14 protein-coding genes are annotated in these 16,914 nt (G+C 61.4%); 4 read left to right on the top strand and 10 right to left on the bottom strand.

The genetic code is table 11. From position 1 onward, the window contains the following. Positions 1-30: 30 nt before the first annotated feature. The 10 genes from ABMA32_RS03960 to ABMA32_RS03915 form a co-directional block, all read right to left on the bottom strand. On the bottom strand, positions 31-1,884 hold the full coding sequence (locus tag ABMA32_RS03960) for an SLC5/6 family protein (protein ID WP_349012418.1): 1,854 nt from the start codon (positions 1,882-1,884) through the stop codon (positions 31-33). Further along, positions 1,881-2,339 carry a hypothetical protein gene (locus ABMA32_RS03955; protein WP_349012417.1) on the bottom strand — a complete coding sequence of 153 codons (459 nt, stop codon included), beginning with the start codon at positions 2,337-2,339 and terminating at the stop codon, positions 1,881-1,883. The genes ABMA32_RS03960 and ABMA32_RS03955 overlap by 4 nt, the downstream gene beginning before the upstream one ends. 24 nt (positions 2,340-2,363) lie before the next feature. Then, positions 2,364-4,547, bottom strand: coding sequence for a flotillin domain-containing protein (locus ABMA32_RS03950; RefSeq protein WP_349012416.1), 2,184 nt, complete (start codon positions 4,545-4,547; stop codon positions 2,364-2,366). Between the two features lie 31 nt (positions 4,548-4,578). Further along, on the bottom strand, positions 4,579-5,268 hold the full coding sequence (locus ABMA32_RS03945; protein WP_349012415.1) for a bacteriorhodopsin: 690 nt from the start codon (positions 5,266-5,268) through the stop codon (positions 4,579-4,581). 9 nt (positions 5,269-5,277) lie between these two features. Further along, complete coding sequence (locus ABMA32_RS03940) at positions 5,278-6,690, bottom strand: ABC transporter permease (RefSeq protein ID WP_349012414.1); 1,413 nt, start codon at positions 6,688-6,690, stop codon at positions 5,278-5,280. Further along, positions 6,687-8,030: an ABC transporter permease gene (locus ABMA32_RS03935; protein WP_349012413.1), complete on the bottom strand. Its 1,344-nt coding sequence runs from the start codon at positions 8,028-8,030 to the stop codon at positions 6,687-6,689. Before ABMA32_RS03935 ends, ABMA32_RS03940 begins: the two co-directional genes overlap by 4 nt. 66 nt (positions 8,031-8,096) lie before the next feature. After that, the gene (locus ABMA32_RS03930; RefSeq protein ID WP_349012412.1) at positions 8,097-9,050 is read right to left on the bottom strand and encodes an alpha/beta fold hydrolase; all 954 of its coding nucleotides are present in this window, start codon (positions 9,048-9,050) and stop codon (positions 8,097-8,099) included. A 12-nt stretch (positions 9,051-9,062) separates the two neighbouring features. Continuing rightward, entirely contained in the window at positions 9,063-9,467 is a 405-nt protein-coding gene (locus ABMA32_RS03925; protein WP_292773971.1) for a hypothetical protein, read from the bottom strand. A 16-nt stretch (positions 9,468-9,483) separates the two neighbouring features. Next, positions 9,484-11,646 carry a YbhB/YbcL family Raf kinase inhibitor-like protein gene (locus ABMA32_RS03920; protein ID WP_349012411.1) on the bottom strand — a complete coding sequence of 721 codons (2,163 nt, stop codon included), beginning with the start codon at positions 11,644-11,646 and terminating at the stop codon, positions 9,484-9,486. 104 nt (positions 11,647-11,750) lie between these two features. Beyond that, the gene (locus tag ABMA32_RS03915; RefSeq protein ID WP_349012410.1) at positions 11,751-12,938 is read right to left on the bottom strand and encodes an ABC transporter substrate-binding protein; all 1,188 of its coding nucleotides are present in this window, start codon (positions 12,936-12,938) and stop codon (positions 11,751-11,753) included. Positions 12,939-13,234: 296 nt separating this feature from the next. Between ABMA32_RS03915 and ABMA32_RS03910 the strand changes: the two genes are divergently transcribed. From ABMA32_RS03910 to ABMA32_RS03895, 4 genes are all read left to right on the top strand, one after another. Further along, positions 13,235-14,398, top strand: coding sequence for an acyl-CoA dehydrogenase family protein (locus ABMA32_RS03910; RefSeq protein ID WP_349012409.1), 1,164 nt, complete (start codon positions 13,235-13,237; stop codon positions 14,396-14,398). Next, positions 14,398-15,504 carry a CaiB/BaiF CoA transferase family protein gene (locus ABMA32_RS03905; protein WP_349012408.1) on the top strand — a complete coding sequence of 369 codons (1,107 nt, stop codon included), beginning with the start codon at positions 14,398-14,400 and terminating at the stop codon, positions 15,502-15,504. The genes ABMA32_RS03910 and ABMA32_RS03905 overlap by 1 nt, the downstream gene beginning before the upstream one ends. Positions 15,505-15,562: 58 nt before the next feature. Then, positions 15,563-16,375, top strand: a complete 813-nt coding sequence (locus tag ABMA32_RS03900; RefSeq protein ID WP_349012407.1) for an HpcH/HpaI aldolase/citrate lyase family protein — start codon at positions 15,563-15,565, stop codon at positions 16,373-16,375. A gap of 190 nt (positions 16,376-16,565) precedes the next feature. Further along, positions 16,566-16,913: an FCD domain-containing protein gene (locus ABMA32_RS03895; RefSeq protein WP_349012406.1), complete on the top strand. Its 348-nt coding sequence runs from the start codon at positions 16,566-16,568 to the stop codon at positions 16,911-16,913. The last annotated feature ends 1 nt before the right edge of the window (position 16,914 follow it).

Below are 16,914 nucleotides of genomic sequence, written 5' to 3'. Positions count from 1 at the left end.
CCGTTCAAGGCGTGGTCATGGTCGTGAAGGTCAGCGCGCACGGCCGTTGATTCTGTCCAGGCCCGCCGCAAGCCAATCCGGCCGAACCCGCTTGCCGTGCTCGAGTTCGATCGTCCGGATCGCATCCTCGCTGGTACGCCCGAAGCCGACGCGAAACGCCATCCACCAGACGAGCACGACACCGAGAAGCCAGAAGAGGATTTGCCAGACCCAAAGCGAGGGAATGCCGAGCGTGGCCTCGCCAGAGGTGAAGATCGGATGGCTGAAGAAGGTGTTGCCCAGCACGGCGCCCGGCCCGTAGGCGAGGAAGCTCCACAGCAGCATCAGCGCCCAGAACAAGCCACGACCGCCGACCGCCACGCCCGTCGCCTGGAATAGCGCATCGTGCAGGCGGTTGCGCTGTAGACTGTCGGGCGCACGAAGCGTCGCGGCGGAGGCGAGCAGCACGACAGCGAGGTTGATCGCCAGTCCCCAGGCAGCGGAATGGATGGTCAGAGGCCAGCGGCCCCATGGCAAATTGACGAACAGTCCCTCGAAGAGGATCAGGCCCGGCGGCTCGGTGAAGAAGACGATCAGCATGCCGAGCGTCATTCCGGCGATGACCGCGCCACGGCTGATCCAGCGCAGGAAAGTCAGGCCCAGAAAGGCCGGCAGAAGTTGTACGGCGAACGGCAGGGCAACGCTTCCCAGTACCGCCGAAACCAACGGCAGGAAGCTCGCCATGAAGGCGAGGAGGAAGAAGGCGAAACCTATGGCTACACGCGCCGAAAACCGCTGCTCCTGCTCGGACAGATCCGGGAACAGGTAGCGTATCACCAGTTCGCGCGTGACGAGGATCGCACCGCCCGTGACGAAGAAGCTGACTGTAAGCAAGGCGCCGACAAGCAGCATGACGATGAGGCCGACGCCTGTCAGCGGCTCGAAGGCGTAGAACTGTATGGCCAACGCGATGGGACCGTCGGCCATGCGTGTCGCGAGTAGAGGGGCACCAAGCACGAAGATGCCGGTAAGCAATCCGGCGGCAAGCCATACCGTCGATAGGCCAACCGCGCGACCCGGGCTTGCCGTCTGCCCAAGGTAGAGGGTGGCCGGGCTGAAGACTATGCCAAGAAGGGCTATCACCGACGACGACAGGGCAACCGTCGTGAAGATGCCTGTTGCCGGCATCTCCTTGCCGATACCTGCGCTGTACTGGATGACGCCGGGAAGGCGGTCCCAGAGAACGCCGTCCTGCACGGGGATTGGCGCGGCCGGAAAGCCGGGCGCGGATGCCAGCATCTCGGCGAGGATGGTCGAGCCCGGAAAAAGAAGTGCCAGCAGCACCGCCTGCATGGCGAGCGTCATGATCGTTGCGCGCCAACCGCCGATGATTGCAGGAATGGCGAGCGAGATCGCCAGCAACCAGACGCCGGCCGCGCGCGGCAGCAGGCCATCCGTAGCTCCCTCGAGCAGGTGTGCAGCGGATGAGAGGAGGTTCGCCGAGAACGGCAGTGCAAACAGGACGGCCAGTCCAAGCATCACAATCCGCAGCGTAACGGATCCGTAGAACTGGCCAAGCGCCTCGCCGGGAGTCGACAGACCCGCGACGCGCGCGACGTACCACATGCGATTCCACAGCAGCAGCGCTGCCATTGCGGCGAGGACGAAACCCACCGCCAGATGCGAGGCCTGCAAGCCGAACCGGGTGACCATCGCGAGTTGCGTTTGCAGTCCGAGCCCGGTCGCGACAAGGGCGGGCAAGAGGAACATCGCTGCCCATCCCGGCAATGCCTGCGCGCCGTCGAGGAAGTCGGCCGGACGCGCTTCCTGACGAGCGGTGACCGCCGCGATATAGACGCCGTAAAGCGCCAGCAAGGTAAGGATGGAGAGCAGCAGCGGCGTCATCTGCGACCCCCGCGATGCGGAAGCCGCGACGCCGGCCGCAGGTTGTTGTCACGGACCACGTCGAACTGCTCGAAGGCTCCTCGTGCGCCGAATGCGATCACCAGATAGGCGACCACGGCGACTACAAGCGATATCAGGCCGAGTCCGACAGGTAGGAAGATGCGTGCGCCGAGGCCCGGCGGGCCGACGAGAACCGCCAGCAACAAGGCGAGAACCGATGCGGCGAAAGCCACGATCCCGAGAGCCCTCTCGCCCGTCGTGAAGCCCTTCCCGAGGACCGCGTTGGCAATGATATGGGCGACGAAGGCTGCGATGATGACGGCAAACCCCGAGAATATCCACCAGGCCCCGCCGGACGACAGCCCCCTGTGGAGCAACGTCGCCGCGACGAAGGCCGATGGCGTCCAGATCGCCATGACCAGCGCATGCCGATCGAGTCGGTCATAGGGTTTCATTCAGGTTCGCCGCGTGCTTGCCGCTCAGTCGTCGCTGTCCTTGTCGTCGGGCTTGGGCGGAAAGTTCTTGAACTGCATCCCGCCCGCGGCGCCGAGGTTCTTCAGCGGCAGTCCGATCTCCTCCATGAGACCATCCACGAATGCCACCTGCGTGCGATACTTCATGGCGGAATTCACCACCTGGTCGGAGATGTTCCCGCCACCACCACCGGAGCCGCTCTCCGACGGGCTGTTGAGACCAGGCAGGCCATCGACCTGCAGGATCTTGATGGAGTCGATGTTTTCCATCGGCTTGACCTGCTCGCGGATGATCTCTGGCAGCCGTGTGACCACGCCCTCGAGGATCGCGCTCCGGCGGCTTTCCTCGCTGCGCACGTTCTCGGCTTCGTTGAGCTTGCGGTTGCCGCCGGAATCGACCTCGTAGCGGAACTCGGCTGCCTTTGCCTCGGCGATCTCTGCTTCGGCGCGAAGCTCGCTTGCCGTCTTTTCGGCTTCCGACTGCTTGACCACGCGGATCGCCTCGCGCTCCGCGCGCGCCGTCGCATCGATGATCTCGACGGTCTTGGAGCGATTGGCTTTCTCCTCGGCGCGCGAAGTCTCGATCTTCTCCTGCGTCAGGGCAAGCTTGCGCTGCGCCTCTGCCTCGTTCGTCCGAACCACGGCTTCGTCGATCGCCTTGTTGACCACTGCGATGAGACGTTCCTTGTCGGCGATCTCGATTTCCATCGCCTGCTCGATCTCGAAGCGCTCGATGTATTTGCGCGCAGCGATCCGCAACTCCTCGATCTCGCGTTCGGCGACGACGCGTGCGTCCTCGACCTCGCGGAAGCTTGCGGTCTCGGCCAGCTTGATCTTGTGCTGGCGGTTGATCTCGCGTGAGCGGATTTCCTCTTCGGTCTTCAGACGCTCGTTTTCGACAGCCAGCTTCTTGGTCAGAGCCGCGCGCTCGGTTTCGGCCTTCGCCTTCTCGCTGGAAACCTTGATTTCCTTCTCGCGCTCGACGCTGGCAAGTTCGACCAGCTTGCCAGTCTGGATGCGCGCCGTCTCGACATCCTGCTGCGTCGCAAGCCGCGCGCTTTCGACCTCTCCGTCGGCTTTCGTTTCGTGCAGGGCGATCTGCTGGCGCGAAGCGATCTGCGCTTCACGGATTTCGTGCTCGCGCTGGATGCGCTCTGCCTCGACCTGCTGGCGCGCCTGGATGCGCTCGTTCTCGATGCGCGTCTTGGAGGTGATCTCGGTCAGCTCGGTATCGCGCTGACGTTCGATCTCGAGCGCCTTGACGTCGTTCTCGGCGCGGATTCTCTCCTCGTCGATCGCACGGCCCTTGGCGATCATGACGCGCTCGGACTCTTCCTCGGCCTTGGTGCGCGACTGGGTGATGGCGATCTGCGAGGATGCGCGCTCGGCCTCGATGGCGGCCGCCTGCTGAGCCTTCTTGGTCTCGATATCGCGCGCCTGCTCGATGCGGACATATTCGAGGTCGCGATCGATTTCGATCACTCGCTGCTCGGCTTCGAAGTCGCGCAGCTTGATCTGCACCTTGGTCTCGTTCTCGATCTGGTTGCGCAGCTTGCGGCGCTCTTCCGTCTCCTTGACGATCAGCGTCAGACCTTCAGCGTCGAAATGGTTGGACGGGTCGAAGACGGAGATATCGGACTGGTTCAGCGAGGTCAGGGCCGCCGTCTCCAGTTCGAGGCCGTTCATGGCCAGGACGCCCTTCACGAGTTCGGACACCTGCCTGATGAAGGATGCGCGGTTCTCGTGGATCTCGTTCATGGTCATGGTTGCGGTAACCGAAGCCATCGCATCGACCAGACGACCCTGAATCACCTCCTTGAGGGCGATGGGATCCTGGGTGCGCGCGCCGAGCGTACGCGCCGCGGTCGAGACCCCTTCGTTGGTCGCGATCACACGCACGAAGAATTCGGTCGTGATGTCCACCCGCATCTTGTTTTTGGTGATCAACGACTGCTCACCCTGGCGACGGACCTCGATCGGCGTGGCGTTCATGTTGACGACGGTGATGTCGTGGATGATCGGGATCACCAGCGCGCCGCCGCCCATGACGACGCGCTCGCCGCCCGAGCCGGTACGCACGAAGCTCTGGTCCTTGGACGAGTGGCGGTAGAGCCAGTGCAGCAGGTAGACGCCCACTGCGATCAGGATCGTCAAAAGTATGATGATGGCGATGATGTCGGCACCGGTCATGATTTGGTTCCTTCCTTAGCGCCGGGGACTATCAGTACCGGTCCTGGCCGGCGACAGCCAGGACGATCAGCGACGGGATGATGAGATTCACGATATCAAAAACGCTGTAGAGCACGATGATCGACGGCGCCTGTCCGACACCGATGACGACATCGACGAAATGCAGGATAGGGTAGACGGCCCAACCCAGCGTGAAGAGAAGCCTGATCCAGAAATATCCGAAGCGGACCGGCCTCGAAGACTTGCGCACCGCTTCAGGCATGGCGCCGAAATACATCTCGCCAAGGATGTAGAGCCAGAAGCCGATCGAGATCAGCACGCCCAGCGTCGGGTTAAAAAAGCCGGCGTCGCCGAGCCACCGTCCGAAGACCATCAGCAGCGAAGCGCCGACCAGACGCCAAAAGACGCCGACCGGAACCGGGCCTTGGGTCCGTGCATAGAAGTAAACCGCCGCGATCTGGAGCGGATGCACTGTGTACCAGGCAGAGAAGCGAACGCCGGCACTCGCCGCGCCGGAGCTCAGCCAGTAGCCAGTCGCGCCGGCATAGTAGATCGATGTGACGAGGCACGCCGCGCCGACCAGCGCCGTCGGCACCCGCCAGCGTTCGTTTGACCAGCTCAGGCCAACGAAGCAGAGGACTGCGGCGGCGAGGCTCATCAGCGCCAGCCCGGTCAGCGAGGTCGATACGACATCCTTGGACGTATAGAGGGTGGTGAACATCACATTTCCTTAGACAGTAGACCGGATGTGCGGCGAACGGCCGTACAGGGCGACCATGGGAAGGATCAGCAAGCCGAAGATGAACTGCTGCCACTCGTACTGAAGGCCAATGCCAAGCAGGAAGGACGTCAGCACCTGCAGCACGAGGACGCCAATGACGGTGAAGCCATAACCGCCATTTCCCCCCAGCAGGGACGTTCCGCCGATGACGACGGCGGCCAGCGTGGTGAACAGGTACGGATCGCCCACGCCGATGAACGCTCCGCCTGACCAGCCCAGCAGCAGCGAACCCGTAAGCGCTGCGAATACGCCTGACAGGACGTAGCAGGCGACCCAGTACTTGAACTCGCTGACGCCGATGAGGCTAGCCGAACGGCGATTGCCGCCGAGCGCGTAGAGATTGCGGCCCCAAGACGTGATCCTGAGCCCAACGATCAGGATGATTGCGAGAACCACCCAGATGATGATGGTCGGCGGGAATGGCAGACCGAAGAAACGGCCGTTCATGGCGGCGAGGTTGGCCAGCCATGGCGGCACCGTGCCGAACACGTTGCCGGCATATTGCGAGCCGATGGACGTCATGATCTGGGTGAAGCCCGCAACGGCGAAGCCCGTGCCCAGCGTCACGATGAGTGCCTGGCCTTGCAGGCGGAAGCTCATGATGCCGTTCAGCAGTCCGATGATGCCCCCCAAGACCAAAATGAAGCCGAAGGCGACATAGGATGGGACACCGACCGTAATCAGGAACAGGAGCGCGATGTTGGACGAACCAATGACGAAGGGGATCGAGAGGTCCAGCCCGCCCAACAGTGCCACCATTGTCTGGCCGATCGATGCGATTCCAAGAAATGCCGCGAAAAGCAGGATAGCCCTGATGTTGGATGCGGAGAGGAAACCTTCGATCGAGAAGGCCGAGATCACGATAAGCGCGAACAGCACGATGAGGCCGATGAAAGCGCTGCGGCCCGCCGCGAAATATCCGGAAATCTTGAACGCGAAGACGAGGGTGAGTTCAAGGATCAGGAAGGCGATCAGGTTCTTGATCGAACGGAACTCAGGCACGCCCGCCGTGATCAGCAAATAGAGAATCAGCAGCCCGACCATGGCGATGATCATGACGCGGTTGTTCTGCCACAGGCTCCTGACGCGCCCGCTCTCCGCTTCCGCTTCGTCCTGAGACCCTGCCGCATCGCGTGCCTCGAACACGACCGCGATGTAGTTCAGGAGGATGAAGAGCACGGCTGCGAGCAGGACGGTGAAAAGGATGACCTCCTGCGCGGCAAGCCTGCCCTGCCAGAAGCCGACGCCCAGCCCGATCGCCGCCACGATGAGCGACAGCACGATGTTGAGCCAGACGAGCCCAATCGACCTTGGGATCGGCAGCAGCGCGAAGCGGGCGCGTTCGACGGGGGTCTCGCTCATGCGCCCCTCCCGAACAGGTGGAATTCTGGCTGGATGATTGCGGCCGCGAACAGCGCGACGATCAACACGGCAACGACGACGTAGAGGAACAGGCTCATCCTCCGCGCGCCCGCGTCGGCGTTGATCAGCCTGGCGGTTGCGACAAAGACGATTGCGGCCAGTCCGACGAGAAGGGCTATGCCCTGGACGGAGTTGACGAATTGTCCAGCGCCACCGCCACCGAAACGAGCCGGAGTGATCAGGAAGTAACGATCAGTCAGCGTGCCAGTCACAAGCTGGTGCTCGGCGCCGCCATAGGTCCCGCTCGTTGCGACATGCATCATGATGCCGAGCACGACCAGCCCGAGCACGAGGAACGCGCTCCAAGGCGATATGAAGCTCACGTAACGCGAGATGACCGGGACAAGCAGCGTCAGCAGAAGCGACAGGACGAGAATGATCCCGTAGACCATCTGCGTCATGAAGGCCTGGATGGCGCCGAAATTGAAGGTCGCCAGAACGTAGCCGATAAGCCACAGGCTGACCGCGCCCATGAGCGCGCCCGTGGCGCCCCCACGGCCTCCGGACAGGGCAACACCGCCAAGAACCAGCGCGGTCACAGCCGTCAGGGTCATGTTCTGGCCCTGCGTCGGATCACCCGACGAGATCAGCGCCGTATAGCAGAGCGCGCCGAGCGCAACGTAGATACCGGCGATCAGATGAGCGCCGATGCGCACGATGTCTGTCTTCACGCCCGACGTCCACGCCGCGCGTTCGTCGTAACCCATCATCTTTAGGTTGGAATAGAAGGTGGTCGTGGTGAACAGGTACCAGCCCGCAGTCGCCAGCACGATGATCAGCAGGACCGGCGAGAAGATGCTGGTACCGCTGCCCCAGCTCATCATGAATTCGGGGGCTGAGCCGCCGGGGCGCGGCAGGATCACGAGGTTGATGCCGGTGAGCGCCAGGAAGCCGGAGAGCGCGACGATGATCGGCTGCACCCTGACGAAGATGATGATCAGCGCGAAGAGCAATTGATACGCCATGCCCAGGCCGATGGCGACGATGAAGGTCGCTATGGGGCTGGCGAGATATCCGGCCGTGCTGAGCTTGACGACGACCACGTTGATGAAGGCCAGGAGCGGCCCCACGGCAAGGTCTACCGTACCCCGTCCGGCGACAGCCAGCACCATCAGGGCATAGGTCGCCATGATCAGCGGCGCGGCCACGATGATCGCGCTGCCGATACCAGCCGGCGTTACCAGGCTCGGCCCACGGATCACGGCTGTCGAAAGCAACACCGCAATCAGGGCGATCGGAACCAGAAGGTACGCGTTCGATGACGAAGAGGACTTTGCCATACTCTATTTCGTTTTGTTTCCCGCCCCGGGCCTTTCTACGGCCAGGAGCGGGAAGCATTCACAATGTTAGAGATCGATGACGCGGCGATCCGACGACCGTTCGCCACGGCTGCCCGATGCTGCGCCGTCCTGTCGGCGTGACGACCAGTCGCGTGCGTTTCCGCCCCGGCGCTTCGGATCGTTCTGGATAATCTTGCGCAGGATCGGCATGATCACTTCCTTGAACTTTTCCGGATCTTCCGACGTCGGGAAATGTCCGCCGCCGAAGATGACGCATTCGGAGTTCTTCACCTTCTCGGCGGTGCGCTGGGTCATTTCCGGCGTGCAGGCGAAATCGTACTCGCCGGTGAGGAAGTAGACCGGAACCTTGCCCGAGATCTTGTGAACCTTGTCGCGGAAATCGGAATCGACCGAGTAGAAGTAGAGGTCGCCCTTGAAGATGCCGGGGCCGCCCTGCGCATAATACCACCAGGTCTCCCAGCGGTACTCGTCCGGGCTGTCAGGCGCCATAAGACCAAATACCGACGTGGCAACTGCCTCGCCGCCATGGATATGGGGATGATGCAGGGGATCGATGTGCCAGCCTGGAGAGTGGTCGCAGCCTTCGAGCGAGATCAGCGCCGAGTATTCGTTCTCGTAACGGAGCGCGAGATCGAGGCAGATGTTGCCGCCCATCGACTGGCCCATGACGACGGGCTTGTCCAATTCCAGCGCACGGCAGAACTCGAGAATGAACTCCGAATAGAAGTTCGTCGTGAGCTTGTACTCCTCCTCCTCGAGGTGCCAGCCAGCCGGCGGAAGGGACTTGCCATGGCGCGGCAGGTCGAACGCTATGACGCGAAAGTTCGCGCTGATGTCGGGGTCATTGAGCTGGTGGCGGTATTCGCGGCCATCCGCGCCTGCGGTGTGGAGGCACACCAGGGGAATGCCCTCACCGGCTTCTTCATAGTAGGTCCGGTAGGTCTTGCCCTGACAGGTGACATAGACGTAGCGGCCCACGATCTGATCGTGTTTGTTCATCGCTCGCTCTCCTTAAACTTCGCGCATCAGGGACAGCATCCAGTGCATGGCCCGCATGTTCTGCCAGAAGGTCAGCTGGTTGCCTTCGATCCGAAGCTGCTTGTGTAGAGGATGCGCCATGGCCCAGATGTCGTTGAACATGGGCGGTGGCGTCTTCTGGCTGAATTTCGACCATGCGGACGACGGGGCCCGCAGGGCGAATTCATAGCCGAAATCCGACGGCTCGAGACCTTCCGAGATCTTGGCGACCTTGCCCTCGCGCATGTGCAGGAGATAGTCGACGTCATCGACACCGAGCACGAACCTTGCATTGAAGAAACGGCCAAGCTTGGGCATGACGCGGTCTTCATTGACCCGGCGTGCCCACCGCTCGATCCATTCCAGATCGATGGATTTTCTGCTGCCATATTTGCTCATCTTCTTCTCCTGTCTTTCAGGCAGCCGGCAACGCCGCCTTGGCCGGACCGTAAATTGCTGTGAAACTTGTCTGGTCGATCGTCACCGGCAGAACCGCGGTCGCGAACGCGGACAAATCCGCATCCGGAGCAAGGTCGAGCGAACGCGTCTTCAGGGCGTAGAGCGTGAAGACGTATCGATGGGCGCGATCCGGTGGCCATGGGCCGCCGTAGCCCCGACCGAACCCGGGAATCCTGAACGTTACGAAATCCGAGTTCAGCTCCTGTGAGCCCGAGGGCATGGCCGCCGTCATCGATGCGCCCTCGGCAAGGCCGCGCGCGTCTGCCGGGATGTTGTAGACCAGCCAGTGTGCGAAGCTGCGTGGAAAGTTGAACTCGGCCGGCACGTCGGGGTCGGTAATGGCGAGCGCGAAGCTCTGCGTACCCTCGGGAACGCTCTCCCATTCGAGCGCTGGCGAACGCCGGTTCCGTTCCACGAAGCGCTCGGGGATCATGCCGCCTTGCGCGATATCGGGCGCTATCAAGAGAAAGCCCGATTGGTTCATGGATATCCTCCGGTTGATGGCAGGGCGCAGCCGTACGGTACGAGCGACCGGACGGCCCTCGTCGATAACGATACGCCGGCTGCCTTTTTCATGATGCTCTTCTCGGGCCTCGCCGGGAAGGCGTGCGTCCGGCTTTCGCCCGAACGTCGCGTTTAGGATGACGTGGCCATCGAAAGGCGGCTCGAAGGTCGACGAGATGACGCCGCCTCTGAAGACGAGAACCCGATTGCACAGATCCATGAACTCCTCGATCTCCGAGGAGAGAAACACCACGGCGTTACCACGCGCCGAGAACTCACGAAGGTTGCGGTAAAGATCGAGCTTCGCGCCGATGTCGATCCCGCGCGCGGGATCATTGAGGACCAGGACGCCCGGACGCTCCGCAAAGGAACGCGCGATCAAAACCTTCTGCTGGTTGCCGCCTGACAGCGAGGTAATGAGGTTACCGGAATGACCCATCTTGGTTGCGAGCTTTCCGGTCTCGTGAACGAAGATCGGATCGAGCTTGCGTCGGTCTATGAAGTTCAGGAAGCCGCCGATCGAATAATCCGGATAGATCGGCATCACCATGTTTTCGAAGATCGAAAGGTTCGGGAAGATGCCTTCCTTCTTCCGGTCTCCCGAGACATAGGCGATGCCGTTCTCGCGCGCGGTAGTGAGGCTCGTGATCGGTTCGGCCTTCTTGTCTCTGACAAGGTGGATTTTCCCGTCCAGAAGGCCCTGGACGCCAGCCAGCGCACGCACGAAGTCGGCCTGCCCCTGCCCGTCGAGGCCAGTCACGCCGACCACTTCGCCGGGATAGAGGTTGAAATCGAAACGCGCGGTCTCCGGCCAGACGCGAGCATCGGTCAGCCTCAGGATCGGGCGATCGGACTGCTTCTCGACCGGCTTGCTGGACGAGTGCGCCAGTTCCCGTTCGGGCCCGGCGATCAGGCGCAGGATGTTTTCTTCAGTGATGTCTTCCTTGTCGAGCGTGCCGACGGAAACGCCGTCGCGCAACACGGTCGCGCGATCGGCGATCCGGACGAGCTCCGCGATCCGATGCGTCACGATGAAGATGGCGCAGCCGTCTTTCTTCATCTCGCGCATCTTGGCGAACAGGCGCTCGGTCGATTCAAAATCAAGCGCAGCCGAGCTTTCATCAAGAATCAAAACGCGCGGGTTCGTCAGCATGCCACGCGCGATTGTGATCCACTGCTTGATCGACAGCGGAAGCTCGCCGACGATCGTATCGGGATCCAGGTCGAAACCGAGCAGGTCGCTCATGACCTTGCGCGCACGCTCGTAGCGGACTTCATGTGATTCCGCCGCGCCGAACAGTCCATCGGCGCCGAGAAAAAGATTGTCCATGACCGAGCATTCGTCGGCCACCAGGACTTCCTGATAGACGTTGGCGATCCCGAGCGCCCTCGACTCGGAAGGCGTGGTCGCGCTCTTGCCGAATATCGAGACCTGTCCGCGATCGGGCACCAGGACGCCGGAGATAACCTTGGCCAAGGTCGACTTGCCCGAGCCGTTGCCGCCGATGATCGCGTGAACCTCGCCTTCATAGGCGCGCAGGCTCACCCGATCCAAAGCCACCGTCGGACCGAAGGTCTTCCTGACATCGACCAATTCTGCGGCGACTGCAGACACGGATACGATCCTATCGTGGGAAAAGGCCTGCCGGAGTCAAACCTAACGCCGGCGGCACGAATGAGGAAGGCGCGCCGCCACAGGCGGACACGCCTTCCTCAATTTCACTTCGCAGCCGGGTGCGACTTGGGATCGTACTTTTCCGGATCGGCCGGACGCAGGAAGAAGTTGTCCAGGAACTCCTTGCCAGCCCACTTCTCGATGCCCGGATGGTACCAGCCGCTGGACTGCTCGGAGCAATCCTCCGGAATGGCGGCCATCATCTCTTCGCGGTTCATCGTCACCGGAGTGGTCAGGATCGACTGGATCTTCGGACCCTGGCCCTGAAGCGTCCGCATCATGATGTTCCAGATCATCTCGAAGTCATCGCCCGGAGGCCATGCGTGGATGGCGCCCGACACATAGTCGGGATTGTGGCGCCAATAGCAGAGTGCACCTTCTTCCGAGCCGATCGTGATCGGGACCATCGGCCTGCCGGACTGCAGCAGCGCACGCAGGCCGCCAAGCTCGGATGCAGACTGGATCAGGATTCCGTCGAGCTGGCCCGGATTGGTCGCCAGCCAGCGCTGCACTTCCGCCTGCGCGACCTGATCGGTCCACATGCCGGCGATCGGACCCTCGACCTTGATATCCGGATATTCCTTCATGGCTGATTCGATGCCGAGGTTCTGGCTATCGGATGCGGAAGCGCCGGGGATGCCCTCGACATTGAGAACGCGACCCTTGCCGCCGATCTCCTTCGCCATCCAGTCGCCCATCATGCGACCACCGACGACGAAGTTGGCGGAGGAATTCACCGAGTAAGGGCTGGTCAGGTAGCCGATACCGGAGAACACCGGAACACCCTTGTTGTAAGCGTATTCGACTGATGCGTTCAGCGCCGTCGGATTCGAGCAGCAGACGATAACCGCGTCGACGCCCTGATCCACGAGCTGGCGGATCTGCTGAATCTGCGTGGCGTCGTTCAGGTTGGACTGCGTGATCACGACTTCGCTGATCAGGCCGAGCTCTTTCCACTTCGGGATGAGCTCGTTCTGCAGACGATCCATGACGCCGGCGCGCCAGGTGTTGCCGGCATAGGACGACGCATAGCCGATCTTCCATGGCGGCGGATTCTTCGCGACAAAATCACGGTATGCGCTGTCGCCAATCGGCTGATTGGGGTCGATCAGGTCCTTGTTGTAGAGCTTGTCCTGGATATGCTGCGGCAGTTCATCAACGCCGGCATGGACCACGGTTGCCACAAGGGCCGCGCAACAAAGCGTCGACAGCCGTAGCATGAATGACTTCATGGTTGGTTCCTCCCATTGGTAACGAACGGAGGCCGCTCGTTCCCGAAACATATATTCCACCTCAACCGGGGCGGAGAAAGAGAAAACGATTATACCCCCCATATAGCACGGATATGCGTGGCCCTGCGGCGGGTTCGACGAGCGACCTGCGTATTCGAGGACTCACGCGGGGTATATCTGTGTTCTATGGGAGGTAGGCAAATCGGCTATTTGCAACCGGTTCGCGCCCCGCGCCATATTCCGCACGAAAATCTCCCGCCCTGCGGGACTATAAGAAAAGTCATCAGGAGCGGGAAATGTCGCAGGAGACGACCGACCAGTATCAGACTATCCGCGACGGCGTGCGCGCGCTATGCTCGGAATTCCCGGACGAGTATCACAGGAAAATTGACGCGGCGCGCGGCTATCCAGAAGAATTCGTCGATGCACTCACCAAGGCGGGCTGGATGGCCGCACTTATCCCGGAAGAATATGGCGGGTCGGGGCTGGGACTGACTGAAGCCTCCATCATCATGGAAGAGATCAATCGTTCCGGCGGCAACTCCGGAGCCTGCCACGGCCAGATGTACAATATGAACACGCTGGTCCGGCACGGATCCGAGGAGCAGCGTCAGAAGTATCTGCCGAAAATCGCTTCTGGCGAGTTGCGCCTGCAGTCGATGGGCGTGACCGAACCAACGACGGGAACCGACACGACGAAGATCAAGACGACCGCTGTTCGTAAGGGAGATCGCTATGTGATCAACGGACAGAAGGTCTGGATCAGCCGGGTGCAGCATTCGGACCTGATGATCCTCCTCGCGAGGACGACGCCGCTTGCCGAGGTGAAGAAGAAATCAGAAGGGCTCTCGATCTTTCTCGTCGATATCAAGGAAGCCGTCAAAAGCGGCATGACCGTCCAGCCTATCCCGAACATGGTCAATCACGAGACGAACGAGCTGTTTTTCGACAATCTGGAGATCCCCGCCGAAAACCTGATTGGCGAGGAGGGCCAGGGTTTCAAATACATCCTGACCGGTCTCAACGCCGAACGCACCTTGATAGCGGCTGAATGCATCGGCGACGGTTACTGGTTCATCGACCGGGTGACGAAATATGTCCGCGAGCGCAACGTCTTCGGTCGCCCGATCGGACAAAACCAGGGCGTGCAATTTCCGATCGCGGAATCATATATCGAGGTAGAGGCGGCAAACCTGATGCGGTTCAAGGCCTGCAGGCTTTTCGACGAAAAGCTGCCCTGCGGAGCCGAGGCCAATATGGCGAAGTACCTCGCCGCCAAGGCCTCGTGGGAGGCGGCCAATGCCTGCCTGCAATTTCATGGCGGCTTCGGTTTCGCGGCCGAATACGACGTCGAGCGCAAGTTCCGGGAGACGCGCCTCTATCAGGTCGCGCCGATTTCCACGAACCTGATCCTCAGCTTCATCGCCGAGCATGTGCTCGAATTGCCGAGGTCGTTCTGATGGCCGTCGCAGATCTTCCGCTTGCCGGATTGAAAGTGGTCGCGATCGAGCAGGCCGTGGCCGCACCCTTCTGCTCTTCCCGGCTTGCCGACGCCGGTGCCGAGGTCATCAAGATCGAACGTCCCGAAGGTGACTTCGCTCGCGGCTACGACAAGGCAGCGGCGGGCCAGTCGAGCTATTTCGTCTGGCTGAACCGCGGCAAGACATCCGTCACGCTCGATCTGTCGACTCCCGAAGGCAAAGCAAGGCTCGAAGGACTTTTGGGCGACGCAGATGTGCTGCTGCAGAACCTCAAGCGCGGCGCGCTGGCCAAGCTCGGATTCGATACCGAACGGCTCGCGCGCGACCATCCCAGGCTGATCATCTGCTCGATCACCGGCTACGGCGATAGTGGGCCTCTTGCCGACCGAAAGGCTTACGACCTTCTCGTGCAGGCGGAGTCAGGGCTTTGTTCGATCACAGGCGGCCCTAGCGAGCCGTCGCGGGTCGGGATTTCCATCGTCGATATCGCGACTGGCGCAACCGCATATTCCGCCATCCTCGAAGCCCTGATACGCCGGTCCACAACCGGCAAGAGCGCCAATATATCGGTCGCAATGTTCGACGTCATGGCAGACTGGCTCACCGCGCCACTGCTCAATCATGAGGGCGGCACGCCGCCGACACGTGTCGGCATGGCGCATCCGTCCATCGCGCCCTATGGCGTCTTTGCTGCCAGCGACGGAGAACCCATCCTGATATCGGTGCAGAGCGACAGGGAGTGGGCAAAACTCTGCCGTGACTTCCTGCGCAAGCCCGAACTGGCCACCGACCCGCGCTTTGCAACCAATGTTGCGCGCGTGGCGAATCGCTCGGAAACCGATGCCTTGGTCGCGGAAGGTTTCTCCCGGTTCGACAGCCGTGCTGCCATCGATGCCCTGCTTGCGGCCGACATCGCCCTCGCCCGAGTCAGCGACATGGAGGCGCTTTCCAAGCATCCGCATCTCAGGCGGATCACGGTCGAAACGCCCAACGGTGCTGTCTCCTTGCCGGCCCCTGCACCGGTCTTCGTGAACGAGGAACGCTCTTATGGACCCGTACCGGAATTGCATCCGCTGGTTGACTAGGTCGGAACGACAGTTGGCACGCTCCTCAACAAACCCGTCAGCTTAGGATCAAGCCGCGATGCAACTGGACGAGCTATCCTTCTTCCTGTTTCTACCGGCAAACAGGCTCGATCGGCTGGATAAGGCCGTCTCCACGACTGCTGACGCCATCATCCTGGATCTTGAAGACGCGGTCGCGATCGACCAGAAGGAGCAGGCACGCGATGGGCTGTGGGGGATGCTCGACCAGGCTGCTGCGTTGAAGCCTATCGTTCTTCGCGTAAATGGAGCGGACACGGAATGGCATGCGGAAGACGTTGCCACCGCCGCCAATCTTCCCGTTGTTGCCGTCATGCTTCCCAAGGCTGAATCCGCCTCGACGTGCTCGCAAGTCCATCAGGCAAGCAGCAAACCAATCATTGCGCTCGTAGAAACTGCCAGGGGCGTCCTCAACGCCAACGAAATCGCATATGCCTCGAACAGGTTGGCATTCGGCAACCTGGATTTCGCGGCAGACATCGGGATCGGCCAAGACCGTCTGGCGCTTGCCTACACCCGCTCGAGCCTTGTTCTCGCCTCGCGAGGCGCAGGCATTGCGCGGCCGATCGACGGAGTAACACAGGACTTCAACGATCTTCAGCTGGTTGAAGACGATGCAAGGCACAGCCGCTCAATGGGTTTCGGAGGAAAGCTACTGATCCATCCGAAGCAGATCGAACCAACGCGTCTGGCGTTCCGGCCAAGTGCCGAAGAGATTACCTGGGCAGAACGGGTCATCGCAAATGCTGGCTCGAGCACCGGTGTTCTGACCGTGGACGGCAGGATGGTCGATATGCCCATTCTCAAGCACGCCCATGAGATTTTGCGCTACACCAAATGCGGGGTTGCTTAGCCGGTCTTCCGGACCAATTCCGGGGAGGGTTGTGTTGGTGTCCGGGATCGGCGCGCGTCTGAATAGTACGAAATATTGCAGGCATTGCGTCACCCCGGGCGGCCTGCAGGAACGCTAAGCCGCCTGCCTGCCGACGGGAAAGGGCGACAGAACGCCGGCATCTCCGGCGCCTACCGCGGAAAGCGACCTGTTGCGTGAATCGATAGAGGTAGGCGACGATGCGTGGGAACAGCGCATCGTAGCGGCGCACTACGCGCTGAAACAGACCAAACCGCTGCGCCTGAACATGCCGGAGGCGGAGCTCGCCCGCTGGGAGCAGAGGCACGATGCCTTCCACGAAGCCTTGCTGGACAGCGGCACATCCATATGGCTGAAGCGTTTTGCTGAGCAGATCAACACCCAACTTCACCGCCATCACCGAAATCTCGTGTTCTCGCCCTCGCTGATTGCCGGTGGAGGCCCTGAACTCACGGGTGAGGAGTGGTATGCCAAGCTGCTCGAGCGTCTTCATTCTCGACAGAAGTGGCGAGCAGCATGAT

The sequence above is a fragment of the Mesorhizobium quangtriensis genome (genome assembly GCF_040081925.1).
Lineage (GTDB): Bacteria > Pseudomonadota > Alphaproteobacteria > Rhizobiales > Rhizobiaceae > Mesorhizobium_K > Mesorhizobium_K quangtriensis.
Note: the sequence above shows the minus strand (reverse complement) of the source record. Positions and strands in the feature narration are given on the sequence as shown.